General features: G+C 65.7%; 21 protein-coding genes. 10 read left to right on the top strand and 11 right to left on the bottom strand.

The window, feature by feature from the left end; translation table 11 throughout:
* Positions 1–31: 31 nt before the first annotated feature.
* The gene (locus tag VC212_RS15820; RefSeq protein WP_323526315.1) at positions 32–1,588 is read right to left on the bottom strand and encodes a protein adenylyltransferase SelO family protein; all 1,557 of its coding nucleotides are present in this window, start codon (positions 1,586–1,588) and stop codon (positions 32–34) included.
* Positions 1,589–1,868: 280 nt separating this feature from the next.
* On the opposite strand from VC212_RS15820, the gene VC212_RS15815 reads away from it, so the two are divergent.
* Positions 1,869–2,744, top strand: a complete 876-nt coding sequence (locus tag VC212_RS15815) for an alpha/beta hydrolase (RefSeq protein ID WP_323526314.1) — start codon at positions 1,869–1,871, stop codon at positions 2,742–2,744.
* A gap of 109 nt (positions 2,745–2,853) precedes the next feature.
* Here VC212_RS15815 and VC212_RS15810 read toward each other — a convergent pair whose 3' ends face one another.
* Together VC212_RS15810 and VC212_RS15805 are read right to left on the bottom strand one after the other, a co-directional pair.
* Positions 2,854–3,552, bottom strand: coding sequence for a glutathione S-transferase (locus tag VC212_RS15810; RefSeq protein WP_323526313.1), 699 nt, complete (start codon positions 3,550–3,552; stop codon positions 2,854–2,856).
* 381 nt (positions 3,553–3,933) lie between these two features.
* Complete coding sequence (locus VC212_RS15805) at positions 3,934–4,143, bottom strand: cold-shock protein (protein WP_055851961.1); 210 nt, start codon at positions 4,141–4,143, stop codon at positions 3,934–3,936.
* A 268-nt stretch (positions 4,144–4,411) separates the two neighbouring features.
* Between VC212_RS15805 and VC212_RS15800 the strand changes: the two genes are divergently transcribed.
* The 4 genes from VC212_RS15800 (at position 4,412) to VC212_RS15785 (ending at position 8,867) form a co-directional block, all read left to right on the top strand.
* Positions 4,412–4,897, top strand: a complete 486-nt coding sequence (locus VC212_RS15800) for a YaiI/YqxD family protein (RefSeq protein ID WP_323526311.1) — start codon at positions 4,412–4,414, stop codon at positions 4,895–4,897.
* Between the two features lie 56 nt (positions 4,898–4,953).
* Entirely contained in the window at positions 4,954–5,502 is a 549-nt protein-coding gene (locus VC212_RS15795) for a YaeQ family protein (RefSeq protein ID WP_323526310.1), read from the top strand.
* On the top strand, positions 5,499–6,680 hold the full coding sequence (locus VC212_RS15790; RefSeq protein WP_323526309.1) for an NAD(P)/FAD-dependent oxidoreductase: 1,182 nt from the start codon (positions 5,499–5,501) through the stop codon (positions 6,678–6,680). Before VC212_RS15795 ends, VC212_RS15790 begins: the two co-directional genes overlap by 4 nt.
* Before the next feature lie 117 nt (positions 6,681–6,797).
* Positions 6,798–8,867, top strand: coding sequence for an EAL domain-containing protein (locus tag VC212_RS15785; RefSeq protein ID WP_115527936.1), 2,070 nt, complete (start codon positions 6,798–6,800; stop codon positions 8,865–8,867).
* Between the two features lie 228 nt (positions 8,868–9,095).
* Here VC212_RS15785 and htpX read toward each other — a convergent pair whose 3' ends face one another.
* On the bottom strand, positions 9,096–9,974 hold the full coding sequence (htpX, locus tag VC212_RS15780) for a protease HtpX (RefSeq protein WP_323526308.1): 879 nt from the start codon (positions 9,972–9,974) through the stop codon (positions 9,096–9,098).
* Positions 9,975–10,071: 97 nt separating this feature from the next.
* Here htpX and gluQRS point away from each other — a divergent pair, with 97 nt between their 5' ends.
* From gluQRS to phaR, 3 genes are all read left to right on the top strand, one after another.
* A complete protein-coding gene (gene gluQRS / locus VC212_RS15775) occupies positions 10,072–10,971 on the top strand; it encodes a tRNA glutamyl-Q(34) synthetase GluQRS (RefSeq protein ID WP_323526307.1) in 900 nt (299 codons plus the stop codon).
* An 85-nt stretch (positions 10,972–11,056) separates the two neighbouring features.
* Positions 11,057–11,797 (top strand): beta-ketoacyl-ACP reductase, encoded by a 741-nt coding sequence (locus VC212_RS15770; protein ID WP_323526306.1) that lies wholly within the window; start codon positions 11,057–11,059, stop codon positions 11,795–11,797.
* A 159-nt stretch (positions 11,798–11,956) separates the two neighbouring features.
* Entirely contained in the window at positions 11,957–12,532 is a 576-nt protein-coding gene (phaR, locus tag VC212_RS15765; protein ID WP_005994381.1) for a polyhydroxyalkanoate synthesis repressor PhaR, read from the top strand.
* A gap of 47 nt (positions 12,533–12,579) precedes the next feature.
* On the opposite strand, the gene VC212_RS15760 is transcribed toward phaR, so the two are convergent.
* The 6 genes from VC212_RS15760 to VC212_RS15735 form a co-directional block, all read right to left on the bottom strand.
* Positions 12,580–13,542, bottom strand: a complete 963-nt coding sequence (locus VC212_RS15760) for a TraB/GumN family protein (RefSeq protein ID WP_323526305.1) — start codon at positions 13,540–13,542, stop codon at positions 12,580–12,582.
* Positions 13,543–13,575: 33 nt separating this feature from the next.
* Positions 13,576–14,511, bottom strand: a complete 936-nt coding sequence (locus VC212_RS15755) for a DUF1684 domain-containing protein (RefSeq protein ID WP_323526304.1) — start codon at positions 14,509–14,511, stop codon at positions 13,576–13,578.
* Complete coding sequence (gene mutL, locus VC212_RS15750) at positions 14,511–16,382, bottom strand: DNA mismatch repair endonuclease MutL (RefSeq protein ID WP_323526398.1); 1,872 nt, start codon at positions 16,380–16,382, stop codon at positions 14,511–14,513. The genes VC212_RS15755 and mutL overlap by 1 nt, the downstream gene beginning before the upstream one ends.
* A 138-nt stretch (positions 16,383–16,520) precedes the next feature.
* Positions 16,521–18,182 (bottom strand): N-acetylmuramoyl-L-alanine amidase, encoded by a 1,662-nt coding sequence (locus tag VC212_RS15745; RefSeq protein ID WP_323526303.1) that lies wholly within the window; start codon positions 18,180–18,182, stop codon positions 16,521–16,523.
* Between the two features lie 70 nt (positions 18,183–18,252).
* A complete protein-coding gene (gene tsaE, locus VC212_RS15740) occupies positions 18,253–18,753 on the bottom strand; it encodes a tRNA (adenosine(37)-N6)-threonylcarbamoyltransferase complex ATPase subunit type 1 TsaE (RefSeq protein ID WP_115527942.1) in 501 nt (166 codons plus the stop codon).
* Positions 18,750–20,237: an NAD(P)H-hydrate dehydratase gene (locus VC212_RS15735; RefSeq protein ID WP_323526302.1), complete on the bottom strand. Its 1,488-nt coding sequence runs from the start codon at positions 20,235–20,237 to the stop codon at positions 18,750–18,752. Before VC212_RS15735 ends, tsaE begins: the two co-directional genes overlap by 4 nt.
* Before the next feature lie 24 nt (positions 20,238–20,261).
* Between VC212_RS15735 and queG the strand changes: the two genes are divergently transcribed.
* Entirely contained in the window at positions 20,262–21,329 is a 1,068-nt protein-coding gene (gene queG, locus VC212_RS15730; RefSeq protein ID WP_323526301.1) for a tRNA epoxyqueuosine(34) reductase QueG, read from the top strand.
* Between the two features lie 54 nt (positions 21,330–21,383).
* Positions 21,384–22,721 carry an exodeoxyribonuclease VII large subunit gene (xseA, locus tag VC212_RS15725; protein WP_323526300.1) on the top strand — a complete coding sequence of 446 codons (1,338 nt, stop codon included), beginning with the start codon at positions 21,384–21,386 and terminating at the stop codon, positions 22,719–22,721.
* A 316-nt stretch (positions 22,722–23,037) separates the two neighbouring features.
* Here the strand turns inward: xseA and VC212_RS15720 are convergent, their stop codons facing one another.
* Positions 23,038–24,288 carry a virulence factor gene (locus VC212_RS15720; protein ID WP_323526299.1) on the bottom strand — a complete coding sequence of 417 codons (1,251 nt, stop codon included), beginning with the start codon at positions 24,286–24,288 and terminating at the stop codon, positions 23,038–23,040.
* Positions 24,289–24,481: the final 193 nt, after the last annotated feature.

Genomic DNA, 24,481 nt, shown 5'->3' with positions numbered 1-24,481 from the left:
GGCATTTATGGCATCCGTGCGTCTGAGCGCGTCAGGAACTGCAGGACAGCATCGAACACCCGGCGCGATCGCGCGCCCACTCCGGCCGGCGGGCAGCGAACGCCGCGTTGCCTGGTTGGTCGTCATATGGCCGGCGCATGATCTCCAGCACTTCCTGTACGCCCGATGGGTCGCCCTGCTCGGCCTTGTCGATTGCCTGCTGCGCCAGGTAATTGCGCAGCACGTAGCGCGGGTTGGCCAGGCGCATCCGCTCGCGCCGCTGCTCCGGCGACAAGCTGTCCTGCTGCAGCCGAGCGGCATAACGCTGTAACCAGTCGTGCAGCTGCGGCGCAGTGGCCAGGCGCTTGTGTTCGTCGTAGAACGCCTCGTGCAGCAGCTGCGGATCCGGCTGCTCAGGCGTGAGGTCGATCAACGCGCGGAAGGTCAGCGTCATGTCCATTTCCGCCTCGCGCATCAGTCCGCGCAGCGCATCGAGCAGTTGCAGGTCCTCGTCGCGGCACTCGGCAAGCCCCAACTTGGCAGCGGCGTCGTTGCGGTCGCACGCCAGATACGTGTCGCGAAACCGGTCCAGCCCCTGCTGCAGGGGTGCGGCGTCGGCGAACAGCGGCGCAAGCGCCTGCGCCAGACGGCCCAGATTCCAGTACGCCACCTGCGGCTGGGTGCCGAAGCGATAGCGGCGACCCTGCGCATCGGTGGTGTTCGGGGTCCAGTCCGGGTCGTAATCGTCTATCCACCCATACGGGCCGTAATCGATGGTCAGGCCAAGAATCGACATGTTGTCGGTATTCATCACTCCGTGCACGAAGCCCACCCGCATCCAGTGCGCCACCATCACCGCAGTGCGTTCGCAGATCTGCGCGAACCACGCCGCATAGAGCGCCTCGCCACTGCCGTCCAGTTCCGGGAAATCGCGCGCAATGGTGAACTCCACCCATTGCCGTAACAGGGCAACATCGCCACGCGCACTAGGCAATTCGAAATTGCCGAAGCGGATGAACGATGGCGCCACCCGGCACACAATCGCCCCAGGCTCCCGCTGCGGCCGGCCGTCGTAGAACATGTCGCGTACCACCGCATCGCCGGTGGTCAGCAGACTCAACGCACGCGTGGTCGGCACGCCGAGATGGTGCATCGCTTCGCTGCACAAGAATTCGCGAATCGACGACCGCAGCACTGCCCGGCCATCGGCACCGCGCGAATACGGCGTCGGGCCGGCGCCCTTGAGCTGCAATTCGTAACGCCCGCCATCCACTCCGATCGCTTCGCCCAAGGAAATCGCCCTGCCGTCGCCCAATTGACCAGCCCAATGGCCGAACTGGTGACCGCCGTAATTGACAGCCCATGGCTGCATGCCCGGATACAGGCTATTGCCGCCAAAGACCTCGGCAAAGCGCGCACTCGCAATCTCGGCCGCGTCCAACCCGAGGGCCTGTGCCATCTCCGCCGAATAGGCGATCACGCGCGGCGCAGCAACCGGGGTCGGCAGCACCGACGACCAGGCAGCGCTGACCTCACGACGGCGCGAACCGTTTTCTGGGTCGCCGGGCAACTGTTGGCGCAGGCGATTATCAAAGTGCAGCGTTGTCATGCCGCAAGCCTAGGCCACCGACGGTGAACTTGACATGGGCCACCCCGCATCCGGGCGCGCGTGCGCAGCGTATCTTCACTTCGCATACCGACACCAAGCGAGCTCCTCCTGCACATGCTGGCGACAACAGATCACCGCTAATACGCGTCGCAATCGCCACACGGCCGCCGATGCAATGCGCAATTGGCGGACATCGCTGCCGATGGACGTGTACGCGATCCAGCGCGCACCGCTCCTTCGTACCCGACCGACTCACGCCCCTTCCTGACCGACATCGCCCATGCCTCTTCGCGCATTCCGCTGGATCCGTCCCGCCCTCCTGCTGCTCGGCTCGCTCAGCCTGACGGCCTGCAGCAGCGTGTTCTTCGGTGGCATCAATGCCGCCTCCAGCCGCGATGGCGTCGTCGAACATCCCAACCAGGTCTTCGATCCCGAACATGGTCTGGCACTGGACGTCTACCAGCCACGGGGTGTGGTGGACGCGCCGGTGGTGGTGTTTTTCTATGGCGGCACCTGGAAACACGGCAAGCGCGCCAATTATCGCTGGATGGGCCGCGCGCTGGCCCGTCAAGGTGTCGTCACGATGGTGGCCGACTACCGCAAGTTCCCGCAGGTGGGGCTGCAAGGGTTCATGGCCGACGCCGCCAGCGCAACCGCCTGGAGCTATCGGCACGCGCATGCGTACGGCGGCGACCCCACGCGGCTGGCCGTGATGGGGCACTCGGCCGGTGCCCACATCGCCGGGCTGCTGGCGACCGATCGCAGCTGGTTGCAAGCGCAAGGCTTGCAACCGCAGCAGTTGTGCGGCTTTGTCGGCCTGGCCGGGCCCTATGATTTTGCTCCGATGACCGATCCCGAAATTGTCGAGATCTTCGGCACCTCGTCAGCCGATCAGGCCAAGTCGCAACCGGTGCTCTACGTCGACGGCAACGAACCGCCGATGCTGCTGTTGCACGGCGACGCCGACCGCATCGTCGAGCCACAAAACAGCGTTGCGCTGGCCGAAGCCATGCGCAGCAAGGGAGAAAACGTGCAGGTCAAGTTTTATCCAGGCGTCGGCCACATGGGCCTGGTGCTCGCCTTCCGCAAGCCGCCGGCCGATTCGCCGGAACTTCGCGACACCGTGCAGTTCCTTCGGCAGTGCAAAGCGCGCTAAGGCTGGGCTGGCGACCATGATGAGCGGCTGCGCGGCTGTCAGCTCCGTCATGGGCCGGTGATCTAGCAGCGGCGTGGCTGCCGAAGCCACGCCGTTGTCATATCCAGCGTCAGGCGTTGTTGTTGCGTCCCATCAGCGCATAGGGACCACCTTTCTTCAGTGCAGCCTGATACGCGGGGCGCGCCTCGATGCGTTCCAGAAACGCGCGCAAGCGCGGATAGTTCTCCAGCCCGCCACCCCGTGCCGCCGCAGCTTGGGCCGGGAAACTCATCTGGATATCAGCAGCGGTAAAGCGCTCGCCGGCAAACCAGGCGTTGGTCTGCAGCGACTGCTCCATCCAGTCCAGATGCAACTTCACCTGCGGTCCGACAAAACCCGACATCGCCTTGTCCACGATGGCACGCGCAATGGGTTTGGCGAAGAACGGCATCGGCGCGCTACGGATGCGACCGAAGATCAACGTCATCAACAGCGGCGGCATGGCCGAGCCTTCGGCGTAGTGCATCCAGTAACGGAACTGCTGACGCTCCGGGGAGTCGATCGGCCGCGCAGGCGGCGACAGCGCACATTCGGTGTCGTAGCGCTCGGTCAGATACTCGACAATGGCGCCCGACTCGGCGATGGTCAGGCCGCCATCGACAATGACCGGCGACTTGCCCAGCGGGTGGATCGCGCGCAACTCTGCCGGCGCCAACATGGTCTTGGCATCGCGCTCATGGCGCACGATCTGATAGGGCAGCGCCAACTCTTCGAGCAGCCACAGCACGCGCTGCGAACGGGAGTTATTGAGGTGGTGAACAGTGATCATGGCAAGCGGCCGCACACGGAAAACGCCATCCTACCCACCTGGACGTCATTACCGCGCGCAAGCACTGCCGCCTGCCGAGCAATCGTCGGTCTGTCGCTTGATCGTTCTTGCGTGTCGCCCGACACAACGCACGCGGTGAGCAACCGCCGCAAAGGCAGGCTGGCCACTAACGTGGTTGGACGACTGGAGGCGGCAGGAAGACCGGGAAACTCGGCAAATCGAACAGGACAGGCACGACCTGGATGCAGATCAGCCGTGGCGTGGAGACACACACGACCACACCGGCGCAGGGTCACTAAGGGATAATAAAAACGCCGACAATAAAAAACGCCGGCCGCTTTCGCGACCGGCGTTTTTGGCAACCCTAAGGTTGCAGACGGATTAGACCGCCTGCACCTGGTCAGCCTGCATGCCCTTCTGGCCCTGCACGGCGACGAAGGAGACCTTCTGGCCTTCCTGCAGCGACTTGAAGCCGGTGCCCTGGATGGCACGGAAATGCACGAACAGGTCCGGGCCGCTTTCCGGGGTGATGAAGCCGAAGCCCTTGGCATCATTGAACCACTTCACGACACCCATCTGACGATCTGACATTTTACTAACTCCTGAACTATAGATTGATAAATCGCAGCGTCCGAAAAGCCGGAGCTGAGACTGAGTTGCAGGCGTTGGTAAAGCGGAACGATGAAGCGAGATCTGTAACGATCCGGCTGCATCAGGCCACGATTCACGGTGACCCTTGCAAACACAGTGCGTGCACAGTACTCGTGTTTTCGGCAAAAAGCGACACCTCGCGTCAAATCTTTTGCAGTCAGGCCAAATCCGACTGTCTGTCAGGTCCCTCCCCATCCACAATAGTGGGATGAATACGCCTCAAACACAGACACGCGCGCAGATCTGGGTCGATGCCGACGCCTGCCCCGCGGTGATCCGCGACATCCTGTTCCGCGCCGCTGCGCGCACCGGCATCGCCGTGACCCTGGTCGCCAATCACTATCTCAGCACGCCGTCCCTGCCCCATGTCCGCGCCTTGCAGGTGCCTGGCGGCCCGGACGCGGCAGACGACGCGATCGCCGAACGGGTGGCCGCAGGCGACCTGGTGGTGACCCAGGACATTCCGCTGGCCGTACGCGCGCTGGAAGCCGGTGCTACGGCGGTCGGCCTGCGCGGCGAAGCGTTCACCAGCAACACCATCAAGGAGCGCCTATCGGTCCGTGGCTTCATGGAAGAGCTGCGCGGCGCCGGTATCGCGACCGGCGGCCCACCGGCTCTACATGCACGCGATCGTCAGGCATTCGCTGCCCAGCTGGATCGCTGGCTGGCCGCGCAACCGCGCACGCCGACCTAACGCGCCGCAGCTGGAACGGGCGCGTATCATGAGCGCCCTTTGCAATCGGCATCCTGATGGCTCTCACCGCCACCGTCCGTAGGGCGGAACTTCAGATCAGCGACATGGACCGCGGCTACTACGCCAACCATCCGCTGACCCTGGCCCAACATCCTTCCGAAACCGACGAGCGCCTGATGGTGCGGCTGCTCGCGTTCGCCTTGTTCGCCGACGACCGCCTGGAGTTTGGCCGCGGCCTCAGCAACGACGACGAGCCCGACCTGTGGCGGCGCGACTACACCGGCGATCCGGATCTATGGATCGACCTCGGCCAGCCCGACGAGAGCCGCGTGCGCAAGGCCTGCAACCGTTCGCGCGAAGCGGTAGTGATCGGCTACGGCGGCCAGGCCACCGAAACCTGGTGGAAGAAACACGCCAACGCCATGGGCCGGCACAGCAACCTGCGCGTGATCGAACTGGAGTCGCAGGCCACCGAGGCCCTGGGAGCGCTGATCCAGCGCGGCATGCGTTTTGACGTGATCATCCAGGACGGCGAAGTGCAGATGCTGGCCGACCACGGCAGCGTCACCCTGACCCCGATGGTGCGACAAGCGCCAGTCGAATGAGCATGCGTTGCGACGTGCTGGTCATCGGTGCCGGGGCTGCCGGCCTGATGAGCGCCTTCACCGCCGGCCGACGCGGCCGTCAGGTGCTGGTGCTGGACCACGCCAACAAGGTCGGCAAGAAAATCCTGATGTCCGGCGGCGGGCGCTGCAATTTCACCAATACCGGCACCACGCCGGGCAACTTCATTTCCGCCAATCGCCATTTCTGCAAGTCTGCGCTGGCGCGCTACAGCCCGGGCGATTTCGTGGAGCTGGTCGAGCGCCATGGCATCGCGTATCACGAAAAAGAGCTGGGCCAGCTGTTCTGCGATACCTCATCCAAGCAGATCGTGCGGCTGTTGCTGGACGAGTGCGAGGCAGCCGGGGTGCAGATCCACACCCAATGCGAGGTGCGTTCGGTCCGCCGCGACAGCGACGGCTTCACGGTCGACACCAGCCTGGGGCGCGTGCAGACGCAATCGCTGATCGTCGCCACCGGCGGACTGTCGATTCCCAGCATGGGCGCCAGCGGCTTCGGTTACGCCCTGGCCAAGCAATTCGGCCATGCGCTGCTGCCGACGCGCGCCGGGCTGGTGCCGCTCACCCTGAGCGGCAAGCATCAGGAACGTCTGCAGGACTTGTCCGGCCTCGCCCTGCCGGTGGAGGCGCACTGCAACGGGGTCAGTTTCCGCAACTTCATGCTGCTCACCCACCGCGGCGTCAGCGGGCCGGCGATCCTGCAGATCTCGTCCTATTGGCAGCCCGGCGACGACTTGCGGCTCGACCTGCTGCCGGGACACGACGCGGGCGCATGGCTGCGCGAGCAGAAACAGCAACGCGGGGCCACCGAGCTGCGCAATGTGCTGGGCGATGTGATGCCGCGACGCTTTGCGCAACGCCTGTGCGAGGCGTGGTTGCCGGACAAACCGGTGCGTCAGCTGGATCCACCGCAACTGCAGAGCGCGGCCGACCTGCTTTCCGCCTTCCCGCTGATCGCCAGCGGAACCGAGGGTTACCGCACCGCTGAAGTAACGCTGGGCGGAGTCGATACCGATCAGGTCTCAAGTGCGACCATGGAGTCGCGGCTGGTGACTGGCCTGTACTTCGTCGGCGAAGTGCTGGATGTCACCGGCTGGCTGGGTGGGTACAACTTTCAGTGGGCCTGGGCATCGGGACATGCCGCCGGCAGCGTGGCCTGATCCCTCTTCATCGCACGGAAGCGTGGCCCAAGTCTCACACCGGATGCGGCTTTGTCCACAGACATGGACGCAGCCGATGACCTTCGTGTATTAAAGCCCGTCGCCAGGGAGTTGCGCATGCAAAGAGGTAAAGATCTCACCCTCCGCCTGATGATCGTCGACGACAGTGTCGAGCGTGCGGAGGCGATCGTGACGGCGCTGCGCAACGGCGGCATTGCTGTGCGGCCTTCGCGCCCGCAATCTCCGGAAGAGCTCGCCAGCATGCTTGCCGGCCAGATCGATCTGGCCTTGCATGGACAAGCGCTGCAGATTCCGATGAGCGCTCTGCAGCAGCAGATCGCCGGCAGCGGCAAGGACATTCCGATCATCCTGCTGGCCGAGCGCATCGAAGAAAACGCATTGGTCGAGGCCGCTGCGCACGGCATCCGCGCCATCGTGCTGCGCCACCGTCCCGAACACCTGCTCTCCCTGGTGCGTTCGGAATGGGCCGACCTGCAGGCGCGTCGCGGCCTGCGTCGCATCGAAGCGCAGATGCGCGAAACCGAGCGCCGCTGCGATGCACTGATCGCCTCCTCGCGCGACCCCATCGCCTACGTGCACGAAGGCATGCATATCCGCGCCAATGAGGCGTATCTGGAAATGTTCGGCTTCGAGTCGTTCGACGATGTTGAAGGCGTGTCGCTGCTGGACATGATTGCCGCGCAATACGTCGACGACTTCAAGCAATTGCTCAAGGCCATGGCCAAGGGCGAGCCGCCGCCGGCGCAGTACAAGGTCGACGCGCGCCGACTGGAAGGCGACACCTTCCCGGCGACGATGGAATTTGCCACCGCCACCTACGAAGGCGAGCCGTGCATCCAGGTGGTGTTCCGCCGCCGCGAGGAGTTCGACCCGGAACTGGCGCGCGAGGTTGAAGATCTGCGCCAGCGCGATCAGGTCACCGGCCTGCTCAACCGGCCCACCTTCATGGTGGCGCTGGAACAGGCCGTGGCGCGCGCCGGCCGCAGCGAAGGCCAATCCGGCTTTCTGCTGATCGAGCCGGATCACTACGCACGCATCCTTCCCGAAATCGGCCTGGACTCGGCCGACGCCCTGATCGCCGCGATGGCCGCGCATGTGGCCGGTATCGTCGATGAAAGCGTGGTGGCGGCGCGCTTCGGCGAGCACAGCTTTGCCCTGTTGCTGGACGGCAACTACGCACGCTCCCACGCGCTGGCGGAAACGGTACGCGATGCGTTCGCGCAGCATGTTTTCAGCGTCGGCTCGCGCTCGGCCACGGTCACGGTGAGCATCGGCGGCGTGCAGATCGGCGAAAAGATCGCCAGCATCGGCCAGGTGCTCAATCGCGGGACCGAGGCGGTGCGCACCACCGCCGAGCTTGGCGGCAACGCGGTGAGCATCTACGACCCGGCCGCCTCCGACCGCGCCGAGGAAGAACGCATCGAGCGCTGGGTCGAGCAGCTGCGCGAGGCGTTGGTTGGCGATGGCTTCCTGCTGCATTACCAGCCGGTGCTCAATCTGCAGGGCGAGCCGCTGGAGCTGTATCAGGCGTTCCTGCGTCTGGATCGCAATGGCGAGATGATGTCGCCAAATGCCTTCATGGCCATTGCCGAAGAGCACGACCTGGTCACCGAAATCGACCGCTGGGTGGTGGCGCGCGCCATCCGTCAGCTCGGTGAACGGCAACGTGCGGGGCACAAAACGCACCTGCTGGTGCGTGTCGGGCCGAACTCGTTCTCCGACCCGCAGATGATCGACACCATCCGCGAGCAGTTGGCGGTGTACGGCGTGCCGGGCGAGCGCTTGTGGTTACAGACGCCGGAATCGAAGGTGTTTACGCACCTGCGCAATGCGCAGCAGTTTCTGGCGGCAGTGTCGGCGATGGGCTGCAAGGTCGGGCTGGAGCAGTTCGGTTCGGGCCTGGACTCATTCCAGCTGCTCGCGCATTTCCAGCCGGCCTTCCTCAAGCTGGACCGCGGCATCACCGGCGACGTCGCCTCGGCCCGCGAGAGCCAGGAAAAGATCCGCGAAATCACCTCGCGCGCGCAGCCGGCAGGCATTTTGACCGTGGCTGAATTCGTGGCCGATGCGCAGTCGATGAGCAGCTTCTTCAGTGCCGGAGTAGATTATGTGCAGGGCGATTTTGTCGCACCGACCGGTCCGCTGATGAACTACGAATTCGGCTGACCCAACCGAAAGCCGGCAACGCAGGACAACAAAAAACCCGCAATGCGCGGGTTTTTTGTTGTCTTTCAAGCCGATACGCAGCCGACCGTTTTCCGACCAGGTGATGCAGCGGGCACTATTTCGTTGAGCATGGGCGGTGCGCTCATGTGGCCGTTGCACCAACGATCGATGCTGATGACGGCAGCGCCTTCCGCATCACACCGGAGCTGCGGCGATCTCGGCTGCCGCTTACAGTGCAGCGCCATTGGCCGCACGCAACGCGGCAAGGCGCTCGGTCAGCGGCGGGTGGCTGAGGAACAGGCGACGCAAGCCATTGCCCACACCACCGGAGATGCCGAACGCCTGGACTTGCGAGGGCAAGGTGCTCTGGCCGTGGTTGAGCGACAGCCGCTCCAGCGCGGCGATCATCTTGTTGCGTCCGGCCAGCTGCGCGCCACCGGCGTCGGCGCGAAACTCGCGCCGACGCGAGCACCACATTGCAATCATGGTCGCGAACATGCCCAACACCATCTCCAACGCGAACACGATGATGTAGTAGGCAAAGCCACGGCCGCCCTCGCGGTTGCCCGACAAGGTGCTGTCGATGATGCCGCCGACCACACGCGCCAACACGATCACGAAGGTATTCAACACGCCTTGCAACAGCGCCATGGTGACCATGTCGCCATTGGCGACGTGGGCGATTTCGTGGCCCAGCACCGCTTCGGCCTCGTCCTGACTCATGTTCTGCAGCAGGCCGGTGGAGACTGCGACCAGGGCTTTGTTGCGATTGGCGCCGGTTGCGAAGGCATTGATCTCTGGACCCTCGTAAACCGCCACTTCCGGCATGCCGATGCCGGCGGCCTGCGCCTGACGCCGTACCGTCTCCAGCAACCACCGCTCGGTCGGGGTGCGCGGCTCGGTGATGACCTGCGCACCGGTGCTGCGCTTGGCCATGAATTTGGACAGCAGCAGGGAAATGAACGCGCCGCCGAAACCGAAGATGGCGCCCATCACCAGCAAGCCGCTCATCTGCGCGGAATTGACGCCCAAGACCGACATCACAATGCTGGCGAGGAACAACACCGCCAGGTTGGTCAGCAGGAACAGGAAAATGCGTTTGAACATGACGCGCTTGCTCCACTGATGCAGGGTGAACTGTTGCGGATTTGCGGCCGTCGCGACTTGAAATCAAGCAAGCACCTGACCGACGATTCAGCTGTCTATGCCATTGCCCCTCTACCGCGGCCGCTTCGCGCCCTCCCCGACCGGCCCCCTGCACTTCGGCTCCCTGCTGGCGGCGTTCGGCAGCTGGTTGCTCGCTCGCCATGCCGGTGGGCAGTGGTGCGTGCGTATCGAGGACATCGACCCGCCACGTGCTGAAGCAGGCGCGTCCGAACGCCAGCTGCGCAGCCTGGCCGCGTTCGGGCTGATCTCGGACCTGCCAGTGATCCGGCAATCCGACCGCGATGCGCATTACATCGGCGCAATCGCCGCACTGCTGGAGGCCGGGCTGGCGTTCGAATGCAGCTGCAGCCGTGCCGATCTGGCCGAGATGGGCGGCATCCACCACGCTTGCGTGGCGGCGCTGGGCGACCGGCGCGCGGTGCGCCTGCGGGTGCCGCCACAAGCGCCGGTCGGCTTCGACGATGCCTTGCAAGGCCATGTGCGGCAGGACGTGTACGCCGACGTCGGCGATGTGGTGTTGCGCCGTGCCGATGGCTATTGGGCGTACCAGTTGGCGGTGGTGGTGGACGATGCACTGCAAGGCATCACCGATGTCGTGCGCGGCGCCGACCTGCTCGACTCCACCCCGCGCCAACTCCTGCTGCAGCGCGCCCTGGACCTGCCGCAGCCGCGCTATCTGCATCTGCCGCTGATCCTGGATGCCGATGGCCGCAAGCTCTCCAAATCGCATGGTGCGCCCGCACTGGACGACGCCGACCCGTTGCCGGCGTTGCGTGCCGCCTGGCAGGCCCTGGGCCAGGTGGCGTCCGCCCTGCCGCCGCGTGCAGATATCGACACGCTGCTGCAGCACGCCGTGCAGCATTTTTCGCCCGACCTGCTACCGCGCACCTGCGCCCTGGGCAGCGATGGGCGCGCATCGCAGCCCCGGCGTGACTAGAATTGCGACCCAGCATCGACATCCGGGTGCGGCGCCTGCGCCGGCACCCTGATCGCCCCGGACTTACCTGCTTATTGGAGTCGTCATGACATCTCGCGTCGCATTGGTCACCGGCGGCACCGGCGGTATCGGTACCGCCATCTGCAAGCGCCTTGCCGACCAGGGCCATAAGGTGGCCAGCAACTTCCGCAACGAGGAAAAGGCGCGCGACTGGCAGCAGCGCATGCAGGCACAGGGCTACACATTTTCCCTGTTCCGCGGCGATGTGGCGTCGTCCGAGCATGCGCGTGCACTGGTCGAGGAGGTGGAAGCGTCGCTGGGGCCGATCGAGGTCTTGGTCAACAACGCCGGCATCACCCGCGATACCACCTTCCACCGCATGACTGCCGAGCAGTGGCACGACGTCATCAACACCAACCTCAACTCGGTGTTCAACGTCACCCGCCCGGTGATCGAAGGCATGCGCAAGCGCGGCTGGGGCCGGGTGATCCAGATCAGTTCCATCAACGGGCTCAAGGGTCAGTACGGCCAGGCCAACTACGCAGCCGCCAAGGCCGGCATGCACGGCTTCACCATTTCGCTGGCGCGCGAAAACGCCGCGTTCGGGGTCACGGTCAATACGGTCTCGCCCGGTTACGTGGCCACCGACATGGTGATGGCGGTACCGGAAGAGGTGCGCGCCAAGATCGTGGCCGACATCCCGACGGGCCGGCTGGGACGCCCGGAAGAGATCGCCTACGCCGTGGCGTTTCTGGTCGCGGAAGAGGCCGCCTGGATTACTGGGTCCAATCTGGACATCAACGGCGGCCACCACATGGGCTGGTAACGTTTGCTGCAACTTTGCGGTGCAGCATGGATTTGGATCAAAAACCATGCTGCGCAACATTTTTAATGTGTCCGCTTAAGCAAATAAGGCCTTCTGACTGTTGCAACCGCTGCTGCGCTGCGCCATCCTGCGCGCACTATCAGTGTGAGTGAACGTTCCATGGCCGGACTTCGCATCATCAAGAAGTATCCCAATCGCCGTCTCTACGACACCGAGATTTCCAGCTATATCACCATCGAAGATGTGCGCCAGTTGATCATCGACGGCGAGGAGTTCGAAGTCCGCGATGCCAAGAGTGGCGAAGATTTAAGTCGTGCCGTTTTGTTGCAGATCATTGCCGACCGGGAACAGGACGGCGAGCCGATGCTCTCCACCCAGTTGCTGAGTCAGATCATCCGTTTCTACGGAGATTCGCTGCAGGGCTTCATGGGTAACTACCTGGAGCGCAGCATGCAGGTGTTCCTGGACCAGCAGCAGCAGTTCCGCCAGCAGATGGGCAACCTGCTCGGGCAGACCCCCTGGGCGATGATGAACCAGCTGACCGAGCGCAACCTGGAGTTGTGGCAGGAGTTTCAGCGCAACTTCGGCGCCGGTTTCGGTCGTCCGGGTGGCCCTGGCACACCGCCGACCCCGCCTGGCGCCGGCAGCATGGGCAGCGGCCCGATGGGCACCGGCACGCACGGTGCGTCCAACAGCCATACCGGCACCACCGGCAAGGCCCGCAACCGCGGATGACAGCACTGCTCGCGGCTGCCAGCCTGATGGGCTGGAGGCGCGAGCAGTCAGCGGCCGGCCTGCTCCGCGCAGGCCGAGCAGATCCGCTCTACGTGGTAGCCGCGCGCACGCAGGCGCTCCACCACACCGTCAGTCCCCAACAGATGCAGGGCGCCCACCACGACCAAGGTGGTTCCACTGCCCTTGCCCAGCTGTTTTTCCAGCCGCGGCACCCAGCGCGCATTGCGTTCGACGTTGATGTCCTGATACAGCGCCGGGTACTGGCGGCGCATGTCTTCGGCCATCTGCGTGGAGAGCGTGTGCACGTCGCCATTGCGCCACGCCGCATGCAGCCGACGCAGCTGATCGGTGGTATCGGCTTCGTCCAGCGCTTCTTCCAGCAGCTGATGCTGCTCGGTGGGCGACATGCCATCCAGCAGGGCGATCTGTTCTTCGGCGCGCTCCAGGCCATCGGCGGGCTTGCCCTTGGCCTGCGCCTGATCCATCAGGTAATGGTCCAGACCCGCGTTCGGGTCCATGCCTTGCCGGCTCATCTCGGCCAGGCTGATCGACAGTGCGACAAACCAGGGTTTGAGCGACTGCAGGGCGTCGATCGACATGCCGTACTTGCGCGCGTAGGCACTGAGCGCCTGCCAGGTCTTTGCGTCCAGCACGTCCTGCAACGTGCGTCCATCGGTGCGTCGTGCCACCTGCAGCATGCGGCTGGCCAGCTGCGGCGATTGCGCATCCGACGGCGGCAGCTCGAACAGCAGACGGTCGGCCTTGGCGAATGCCTGCATCACATCCGGCGACAACGGGTAATCGCTGGGCTTGAGCACGTGGAACGAGCCCAGCAAATAGAGCGTTCCGCCCTTGCCGTCGACCTTCCACAGCAGCGGCACCGGCGGGCCGGCAGGTGCGTCGTTGGCACCCCGCGCCCAGGCCGGTGCGGCCGCCCCGCTCCACAGCGCCAGGCCGATCAGCGCGCCACTGCACCAGACGGCAAGGCGCGCACGCAGGCGCACCGTCATCGCATCAACCTTCACCGTATCCACCTCATCACGTCAGTGCGGCACCTTGTAGGTTTTCTCGCCGGCCGAGACCGCCAGATCGATCCGGTTTTCCGGCGGCGGCAACGGGCAGGTTGCGAAGGGAGTGAACGCGCACGGCGGGTTGTAGGCGCGATTGAAGTCCACCACCACATGACCGGACGCATCCGGCACGTCCACGTCCAGGAAGCGCCCGGCCGGATAGCTGCCGTGCCCACTGGTGCGATCGGCGAACACCACGAACACCGGCCGCCCAGGTTCGCCGATCGTTTCCAGGCGATAGGTCTTGCCATCGCGCTCGAAGACGATGGCACCGGCGTTGGGCTGCTCGCTACTGATGCCGACGATGTCCACGATCGGGATGGTCTTGCCGACATCGTTGGGCACGTAGCGTGCGGTGATGCGCCAGGAAGGATCTGCCGGCCAGTACTCCAGCCCGGCGAATTTGCTGCGCGATGGCGCATCGGCGTGCTTGACCCGCAATGCGTAGCGGTCGCCGCGATGGATCAGGCTGAGCACGCCCTTGCCATCGTCGAAATGGATGAACGTGGGCTGCGGATCGCGATCGGACTGGAAGCGGATCTTGCCGGTCAGCGGCTTGCCATCCACGCTGAGCGCAGCGCCACGTTCGGGCACGAACCACACTGCCCCGCCCTCGCTGGACACCATACCCATCTTCGGCGGCCCGACCGCGAGCCGGATGCCGCTATCGGCGCTACTGCCGATGTAATGCGCTTTCAGCGACAGCCAATGCAGCCCGACCAGACTGGTCCAGCCATCGGGCGCACGCAGTTCGTTGATCCGGCTTTCGCGCCAGGCGGCGTTGTCGGCCAGGAATGTCTTGTCCAACGCCACCGGCGCGGCAGGCGGCGGAGCATCGCGCCCACATCCGACCAGCGCCGCTGCCACCAGCATGCCGAGCAGCCAGCCCTTCCCCGTGTGCACTGCCATCAACGCCCCCTGAGAAACCAACGATCGATATCGCTCAGCGTAAACCGAGCCCAGGTGGGTCGGCCATGGTTGCATTGACCCGAGCGCTCGGTGGCTTCCATATCCCGCAGCAGCGCGTTCATTTCAGGCACGGTGAGACGTCGATTTGCGCGCACCGCGCCGTGGCAGGCCATGGTCGACAGCAGCTCGTCGCGTGCACTGGCGATGCGGCGGCTCTGACCGTGCTCGCGCAGGTCGCCCAGCACATCGCGCAGCAACGCCTCCGGCTCGGCATTGGCCAGCAAGGCAGGAATGCTGCGAACGTGCAGCGATTGCGGACCGGCGCGGGTGATCTCGAAGCCAAGGGTAGCCAGCGTCTCGGCCTCGCGCTCGGCGGTATCGGCCTCGCGCTCGCCCACTGCCAGCGTCATCGGCACCAGCAACGGCTGCGCATGCAGACCGATGCTGTCGTGCGCGTTCTTGAGCCGCTCGTAGCCGATGCGTTCGTGCGCGGCGTGCATGTCCACCACGATCAGGCCTTCGGCGTTTTCGGCCAGGATGTAGATGCCGTGCAACTGCGCCACGGCGTAGCCTAATGGCGGCACGCCGCTGTCTTCCGCGGTGGCTGGCAGACCGGTTCCGGAGAACTGCGGCAGGCTGGCGGACTGCTGCGCGCTGCCAGATGGCGGCGCATACAACGCGCTATAGGCTGCACGCGCTTCGTCCACGCGCAGACCCAACGGCGTCTGCGAGGGCGTCCAGTTGGCATAGCTGCCTGAGCCACCACCATTTCCGGATGCGCCGGAATAGGTTGCCGCACCGTCGCCAGCGAGACTGCCCATCTCACCAGTCGCCGCATAACCCGCGCCGTCGCTGCCGATGCTATTGGGCGTGGCGCCGGCGCGGGTCTGCGCCAGCGCATCCTGCAAGGTGCGATAGACGAAGTCGTGAATCAGCCGCGCTTCGCGGAAACGCACCTCGTGCTTGGCCGGGTGCACGTTAACGTCCACGCGCGCCGGGTCCAGCTCCAGAAACAGCACATACGCCGGTTGGCGGCCATGGAACAACACATCGCCGTAGGCCATCTTGACCGCGTGCGCCACGCTGCGATCGCGTACCGAGCGGCCGTTGACGTAGAGATATTGCTGATCGGTACTGGCCCGCGAGTAATGCGGTTGCGCAACCCAGCCATGCAAGCGCAGGCCGGCACCGCTGTGATCGACCCGCAAAGCCTGCCGTGCGAAATCATCGCCCAAGGTTTCGCCCAGCCGCGCATCCGAGTAGAGATCGCCCGGCTTGTAACGGCGCGACGGTTTGCCGTTATGCGAGACGCGCAATTCCACATCCGGGCGCGCCAACGCCAACGAGCGCAGCCACTCTTCGATGTGCCCAAGTTCGGTGCGTTCGGCACGCAGAAACTTGCGCCGCGCCGGCACGTTGAAGAACAACTCGCGCACCTCCACCGTGGTGCCGGGCGCATGCGCGTGCGGCGTTACTTCGCCAAGCCGCCCGCCTTCAATCTGCAACGCCGAGCCGTGTTCGGCATCGTGACGACGCGAAATCAGCGTAAAGCGGCTGACCGAGGCGATCGAAGGCAAGGCTTCGCCGCGGAAGCCGAGCGTGGCGACGGTTTCCAGATCGTCCAGCGAGGCGATTTTGCTGGTGGCATGCCGCGATACCGCCAACGGCAGTTCATCGGGCGGAATGCCGCCACCGTTATCGCGGATGCGGATCAGGCGCACGCCGCCCTCTTCCAAATCGATATCCACGCGGGTAGCGCCGGCATCCAGGGCGTTTTCGACCAACTCCTTGACCACCGATGCGGGCCGCTCGACGACTTCGCCGGCAGCGATCTGGTTGATCAGGATCTCGGGTAACTGACGGATCGCCATCAGCGCGCGCTTCGGCGCTGGCAGCGCAAAACAGGGTGCATCGCGGGTGTAGCAGGCAAGACGAACGTCGGCACGGCAATCCGGCGGCGCATAAGCGCCGTCACTCAAGGAATCAGTGCGGAATGATAGCCGAGCAGGTCAGCGACTGCCGCCGGCCACGGTGCCGACGGCATCGGCTTCGGCCTGCGCGCGCGCAGCAAACAAGGTGCCCGGAGGCGGCTGACGGGTGAAGAAGGTATCGATGCCATCCAGCACGGCGGAGGCGATCTTGCGCTGGTAGGCCGGGTCGATCAGGCGGCGTTCTTCGTCCGGATTGGATATGAAGGCGGTTTCCACCAGCATCGCCGGCATGTCGGACGTCCGCAGCACCGCGAAGTTGGCGCGCTCCAGCTGCGGCTTGTGATTGTTGCCGATGCGCTTGAGGCCACCCAGCACATGGCCGGCGGCATCTTCGGAGGCCTTCATATGGCCGCTTTGTGCCAGGTCGAGCAGCACGTTGGCCAGCGTGCTTTCGGTCTGTTGCAGACGCACGCCACCAACCAGATCGGCGGCGTTTTCCTTATCGGCCAGCCAACGTGCGCGCTGCGACGAGGCGCCCTTGGTCGACAGCACATACACCGATGAGCCGGTCGCGCTGCGATTTTCTGCAGCGTCAGCATGGATGGAAATGAAAATGTCGGCCTTGGCGGCACGCGCTTTTTGCGCACGCATCGGCAAGGGAATGAACACGTCCGTATCGCGGGTCAGGTACGCCTTCATACCGGGGGTGGCGTTGATCTGGCGTGCCAGTTCGCGGCCGACCGCCAGGGTCACGTCTTTTTCGCGCTTGCCGGTCGGGCCCATCGCACCCGGATCCTGGCCGCCGTGGCCTGGGTCGATGGCGACGATCAGCGGCCGCATGCCCGGCGCCATCTTGACCCGCGAGGCTTCGCTGGGCAGCACCGGGCGCGGTGGCAGATCGTCGTCGGCGCTGGCGCCGGACGCAGTGCCGGACGCGACCGCACCGGTGCCGGCAGCAGCCATCGGTGTGCTGCCGCCGTTCAAGATTGCTGCGGCGGATGCACCGCCGGTCGCAGGCGCACCAGTTGTGGAACCCGCAGCACCGCGATTAGGGATGCTGCCAGCGGGAGTCGTCTGTGCAGCCACTGCAGCGGTTGCCGGACGCGGCGTCGGCACGCCGGTGGCGACGGTGGTCGGCACCGCTGCAGGGGTGACCGTCGGCATCGCCGAGGCAGGCACGACGACCGGTGCTGACGGTGCTGGCGGCAGCGACGACGCACGCTGCGCGGACGCAGCCAGGGCTGCGGTTGCACGCGCGGCTTCGGCCTGTGCGTTAACGGGACGCGGCGGCGGCAGTGCGGCAGGCGTGCTGGCCGCAATAGGCGTCGCAACCGCAGGCGCCGGATCGCCCGGCCACTCGATCACAAGTGTGGAGGCACTACCCAGCGTCTGCATCTGCGGCTTGAGCGCGGTGACCGGGCTTGCCAACTCGAACACCACCCGGAACGTGCCCGGCACTGGTTGCCCGGTGCGCACCGAAGTGACCAGGCCGCTCGCCGGCGGCAACTTCAAGCCACGTGCGGCTGCCGAATCCGGGAAATCCACCACCAAACGATTGGGATTGGCCAGCGACAGCGTCTTGAAACCGCCGCTACCGGCCAGCTGAATCTCTGCACGCGTGCCAGTGGCGCCGGTGCTGACACCGACGGTCTTGATTTCGCCGGCCCACGCAGCAAAAACCGCCAGGCTGAGGCTGGCGGTCAGGGCGGAAGCGCAGAACTGTCGGATCCCCGGTGTCATGGCGCTGGATTCAATCATCCAACCGGGTGAATTGCAAGGTGATTTCCCTTAATAATCCGTAACCTGGCGTTCATTCTTCTTGTCCACTGACAAAAAGAGGCTGCAACTCGGCCTGTTGGGCCACCGCATGCAGCCAGTCGCGCCCGGCTGGGCTGCGGCCCAGCAACCGTACGCTGCGCCCGTCACCCTCCACGGCCAATTCCACGTCCAGATCCACCGGCGGCAAGATGCCTGCGCCGCGCTCCGGCCATTCGACCAGCCACAGGCTGGCGCTGCCCTCGTCCAGACCGAGGAAATCGAGCTCGCCGGCATTGCCGATGCGGTACAGATCCAGATGCCAGGCTTCGTCGCCGCTGCTCAGCGGATAACGCTCGACCAGGGTGTAGGTCGGGCTGCGGATGGGGCCGGTGACGCCAAGCGCCCGCAGCAGCGCACGCGCAAGCGTGGATTTGCCGGCGCCGAGGTCGCCATGCAGTTGCACCATCGCCGTGGCAGGCCGCACCGCGGCCAGGGCGCGGCCGAGTGCTTCCGTGGCTTCGGCGTCGATCAGATGTGCGTCGAGCTGATTCATGCGCCGGCTCCGGCATTGGCGAGACGACGCAGCTGCGGCAGCAGGTCGGTGGGCAACAGGCCGCGCTCGCCATCGCGTGCGGCCGCATCGCCGGCGCAGCCATGCAGCAAGGCGCCAAGGCTGGCGGCATCGAAGGCCGACCAGCCCTGCCCCAGCAAGGCGGCGATCACCCCGGTCAGCAGGTCGCCCATGCCGCCGACGGCCATGCCGGGATTGCCGGCGTCAATGATCCGCGGCACCGCATGCGGGGCAGCCACCACCGTGCCGGCCCCCTTGAGCACGATTACTGCATCAAACCGCTGGGCCAACGCGGCAGCGGCGGCCAAGCGATCGCGCTGCACCTGCGCAGTAGGGATTCCCAGCAGCCGCCCTGCTTCGCCAGGATGCGGGGTCAATACGCGCGGGCCACGCTGTGTCGCGGCAGTCGCCGCCAGCAGATTCAGGCCATCGGCATCGATGACGACCGCGCTGTCCGACCCCAGCACGCCTTGCCACAACGCGCGCGCCCAGTCGTCCTGGCCCAGTCCCGGCCCAAGCGCAACGACATCGGCGGCATCGGCCAGTGCGGCGATGTCTTCGTCCGCCTGCACGGCGCGCACCATCGCTTCGGGGCAGCGCGCCAGCAGCGCGGTGACATGCTCGGCGCGAGTGGCGACCTGCACCAACCCTGCGCCACTGCGCAATGCAGCTTCGGCGGTCAGCAGGATCGCGCCGCCGCTGCCGAGATTGCCGCCCACGCACAGCACACGCCCCGATTCGCCCTTGTGCGTATTGCGCCGACGCGGCCGCAAGTGCGCGGACAGGGCATCAATGTCCCAGCTGTGTGCGGCCGGATGCAGCCCCTCGAATGCAGAGGCCGGCACGTCCAGCGCGGCGATGCCGCGTTCGCCCGTGTATTCCAGTGCGTCGCCGGTATACAAGCCGAGATGCGGGACGATGAACTGCAAGGTGACATCCGCGCGCACCGCGGTCTCGAAAGCGACACCGTGGTCGGCATCGATCCCGCTGGGCACATCCAGCGCCAGCACCGGGGTACCGGCCGCGTTGATGGCCTCGATCAATGCGGCGGTCTGCGCATCCGGCGCGCGGTTCAGGCCGATACCGAACAGCGCATCGACGATGACATCGGCCTGCGCCAGCGGAGTTGGAAACAGCTCGATCGCACCGCCAACGGCCAGATACTCGGTGCAGGCGCGCTGGGCCAGCGCCGAGGCCGGGCCGTGCTCGGGCAGATGCACCACGCACACCTGGCGTCCGGCGCGCTGCGCCAGTCGTGCCAGCACGTAGCCATCGCCGCCGTTGTTGCCGGTGCCGCACACCACCACGATGCGCCGCGCCTGCGGCCAGCGTTCCAGCAACCATTGCCAGGCGGCCTGCCCGGCGCGTTGCATCAAGGTGTAGCCATCGCCACCCAGCAGCGTGGTGGCCTGCGCATCGAGCGTGCGCGCGGCAGCGGTGTCGTAAAGAGCGAGCGGTGCGTACATGCCGGGAATTCTATACTTGTCGCCATGTCTGCCGCCCTCGCCCACCCCGACCCCACCCATGCTGCCGCGCGCATCCGTGCGCTTGCGCGCGAAGCGGGCTTTCAACGCTGCGGCATTACCGGTATCGAGCTGGGCGAAGACGAGGCGCATCTGCGCAGCTGGCTGGAAGAAGGCCTGTACGGAACGATGCACTGGATGGCCCAGCACGGCGACAAGCGCTCGCGTCCGCAGGAGCTGGTGCCGGGCACCTTGCGGGTGTTGTCGGTGGGCATGGATTACGGCCGCAAGGACGACACCGAGGCCTGGACGACCTTGCACGATGGCACCCGTGCATACGTGGCGCGTTATGCATTGGGCCGCGATTACCACAAGCTGATGCGCAACCGGCTGCAAAAACTGGCCAAGCGCATCCAGGGCGAGATCCGCGCCTTCGGCTACCGCGTATTCGTCGATTCCGCACCGGTGCTGGAACGCGCGCTGGCCCGCAACGCCGGGCTGGGCTGGATCGGCAAACACACCTGCCTGATCGACCGCAACGGCGGCTCGTGGTTCTTTCTGGGCGAGATCTACCTGGATCTGCCGCTGCCGGTCGACACGCCCGCCACTGCGCATTGCGGCACCTGCACGCGCTGCATCGACATCTGCCCGACCCAGGCCATCATTGCGCCGTATCGGCTGGATGCACGCCGCTGCATCGCCTATCTCACCATCGAGCACGATGGTGCAATTCCGGAAGAAATGCGCAAGCCGATCGGCAACCGCATCTTCGGCTGCGACGACTGCCAGCTGGTCTGCCCCTGGAACAAGTTCGCCCAACGCACCGATGAGGCCGACTTCCGCGCCCGCAACGCATTGGATGTGGCGACGCTGCCGCAGCTGTTCGCCTGGGACGAAGCCGAGTTCCTGCAACGTACCGAAGGCAGCCCGATCCGCCGCAGCGGCCATCAGCGTTGGTTGCGCAATATCGCCGTCGGCCTGGGCAACGCGCCCGGCACGCCGGAGGTGTTGGCGGCGTTGGAAGCCCGTCGCCACGACGCGTCGGAGCTGGTCCGCGAACACGTGGGCTGGGCACTGGCGCAACACGGCATCTGAGCTTCCAGCCGCTGCGCTCACGCATGCGCATCGCCACTGCGGGATAATGCGGCGATGGCAGACCGCAACCAACAGATCCTCACTCCCAGCCAGCTCAACACGTTGGCGCGCGACCTGCTGGAAGGCAGCTTCCCGTTGGTCTGGGTGGAAGCCGAACTGAGCAGCGTCACCCGCCCGTCTTCCGGCCATCTGTATTTCACGCTCAAGGATGCGCGCGCGCAGATCCGCTGCGCGATGTTCAAGCCCAAGAGCACCTGGCTGAAGTTTCAGCCACGCGAAGGCCTGCGCGTGCTCGCACGCGGCCGCTTGACCTTGTACGAAGCGCGCGGCGACTACCAGCTGGTGCTCGACCACATGGAAGAAGCCGGCGAAGGCGCGCTGCGGCGGGCTTTCGATGAACTACGCGCGCGGCTTGCGGCAGAAGGCCTGTTCGATGCCGAGCGCAAGCAGCCATTGCCTGCGCACGTGCGGCGACTGGCGGTGATCACCTCGCCCAGCGGTGCGGCCGTGCGCGACGTGCTCAGCGTGCTGGCACGGCGCTTCCCGCTGCTGGAAGTGGACCTGTTGCCGTCGCTGGTGCAAGGCGACAGCGCTGCGGCGCAAGTCACCTCGCTACTGCAGCGCGCCGATGCATCCGGGCGCTATGACGTCATCCTGATCACCCGGGGCGGCGGCTCGCTGGAAGATCTGTGGGCGTTCAACGACGAGCGCCTGGCGCGTGCGATTGCCGCCGCACAGACGCCGGTGGTGTCGGCGGTGGGCCACGAGACCGACTTCAGTCTCAGCGATTTTGTCGCCGACGTGCGTGCCCCCACGCCGTCGGTGGCAGCCGAATTGCTGGTGCCCGATCAACGCGAACTGGTCGCACGGGTGCGGCGCGCACGCGCGCGCATCGCCCAGCTGCAACAGCACGCATTGGGCAATGCGATGCAACGCGCCGACCGACTCGCATTGCGCTTGCGGGCGCACAGCCCGCAGGCGCGATTGCAGCTGCTGCAGCGCCGCCAGGAAGAAGCCGGCTGGCAGTTGCGCGCGCGCATGACCCAGCTGATGGAGCGTCTGCAGGCACGCGTGCAACGCGGGCAGACGCGCCTGCAGGCGCAGAACCCGCAACGCAATCTGGCTACCTTGCAACAACGGTTGCGCGCATTACACCCGCAGGCGGCGATGCAACGGCGGCTGCAGCACGATCAATTACGTTTGCGCGGCCTGGTGCGCTCGCTGGAAGCGGTCAGCCCGCTCGCCACCGTGGCACGCGGTTATGCCATCGTCACCCGTCCTGCCGATGGCAGCGTGGTGCGCAGCGCCGCCGACGTGGCGCCAGGCGAGCGCCTGCGTGCGCAACTGGCCGATGGCAGTATCGCGGTGCGGGTCGAGCCGAGCGACGACTGACGGCGACAACGCAGGTGCGGGTGCTTGCGCCGGATAACCGACGGCGGATTGGCAGACCGCAAGCGGTGTCGTCGCGACGATGGTGTGCAATGACTGCTCGTAGTAGCGCGGCTGCGGGTATTTGTGCCGCATGACCGACAACGCGTTGGCGACCGCATACTGCGTGATCGCGACAATGATGAGCAACGAGGCTCGCAGCAATGCCCTCGTGTGCGCCGCCACTGCGTCGCGTACTTTGCCCGCGCAGCCGCAACCGCCTGGCGATATCTCAAACCGCCACGAGGCTTTGCACGCATGGCAAGGGTATGAACACGCGCTAGCTGTGGGCGGGCATCTGCGTTGCCGCATGCTGCCAGCCCTGCATCAGCACGCCAGCCAGCACCACCGGGTCGTGATCGAAGTGATGCCCGCCGGGCCGCATCACGACCTCCACACCGCGCGTGCGCAGCTCCGGGCATAGCGTGTCTTTTTCTTCGCTGCCGTAAATGCATTGCAGACGATGCGCATCCAGCGACTGGAGCGCAGGTTCGACATCGCGCTCGGCATCGTTATGCCAGCCCAGCCAGCCGCCGACGCGCACCTTGAAGTCGGCCTGATGACCAAGCCCGAGCAGGCTGACGAACTGCACCGAGGCGCGCTGCTGCGGCGACAGGTCCGGGTAGGCGAACGGCAGCACGTCGGCGCCGAACGAGTAACCGACCAGCGCCACGTGATGGATATGCCACCGTTGCCGATAGGCGGCGATCACTCGGTCAAGATCGGCACCCACCTGCTGCGGCGTGCGGCTGGCCCAGAAGTAGCGCAGGCTGTTCCAGCCCACCACCGACACGCCCTGCTGCTGCAACTGTGCGGCAATGCCCTTGTCCAGCTCGCGCCAGCCGCCATCGCCGGACAGCATCACCACCAGCTTGTCGCTGCCGGGCGCGTGCAGTTCGACCAACGGCAGATCGCCCAGACCCTGCGCCTGCGCTGCCTGGAAGTGGCCGCGTGTCGCTGCGGCAATCTGCATCGGGCTGGCATCGTCGACCAGATCATCGAGGAAGCCCTGATTGGCATCGGGCACATCGCGCGAGCAGGCCAGGCCCGCCTCCTTGGTGCCGGCATCGGCGACCACCGCGCCGCCGAGCACGTCGGGTGCGGCAGACGCCAAGGCCTGACGCGCCAGCACCGCGCCATCGCCCTGCCCCACCAGCACCGGCGGCAGGAACGCGTCCACGTGTTCGGCGCGCAGCAATTTCTTGCCGAGTCGCTCGGCATCGTCGGCCAGCGAGCTGCACGCGGCGTGGTGCGAGCGCACACGTTCGCGGTAGCTGGCGGTATCGATCACTGCAACCAACGCACCGTCGTTGCTCAGCATGTCGGCCAGTTGTTGCGCCTGCTGCGGATGGCCGCTATCGGGCAATAGCACCACCATCGCCTTGGGCGCGCCTTCCGGGCGGACCACTTCCACCGAGCGGTAATGCCCGGCGGTGTTGCCGTCCTGCATATGCCGCGCAACGGCATAGCCACTGCCGCCGATCAGCAGGATTGCCACGACCCAGCGAAACACTTTGATTCCCATGCCCATCGCAGCAGTCCTTCAGAAGCGCTGGCGCTTCGACCTCGGTCTGCGCCAGCGGTTCCGGCCTGGTGCGGGCGGGTGTTCGCTGCGGTTAAGCCATGGAACCCAGGAACGCTGCAAATGGCGGCTGGTTAGCTCCTGGTTCTGAAGACGGTAAAGGGCACAGGCATTACCGGCCATTTTCCTTGCAGCGGCTGCA

The organism is Xanthomonas sp. WHRI 8932A, from assembly GCF_035012785.1.
Lineage (GTDB): Bacteria > Pseudomonadota > Gammaproteobacteria > Xanthomonadales > Xanthomonadaceae > Xanthomonas.
The sequence above is the reverse complement of the archived record's forward strand: the minus strand, read 5'-3'. Positions and strand labels throughout refer to the sequence as shown.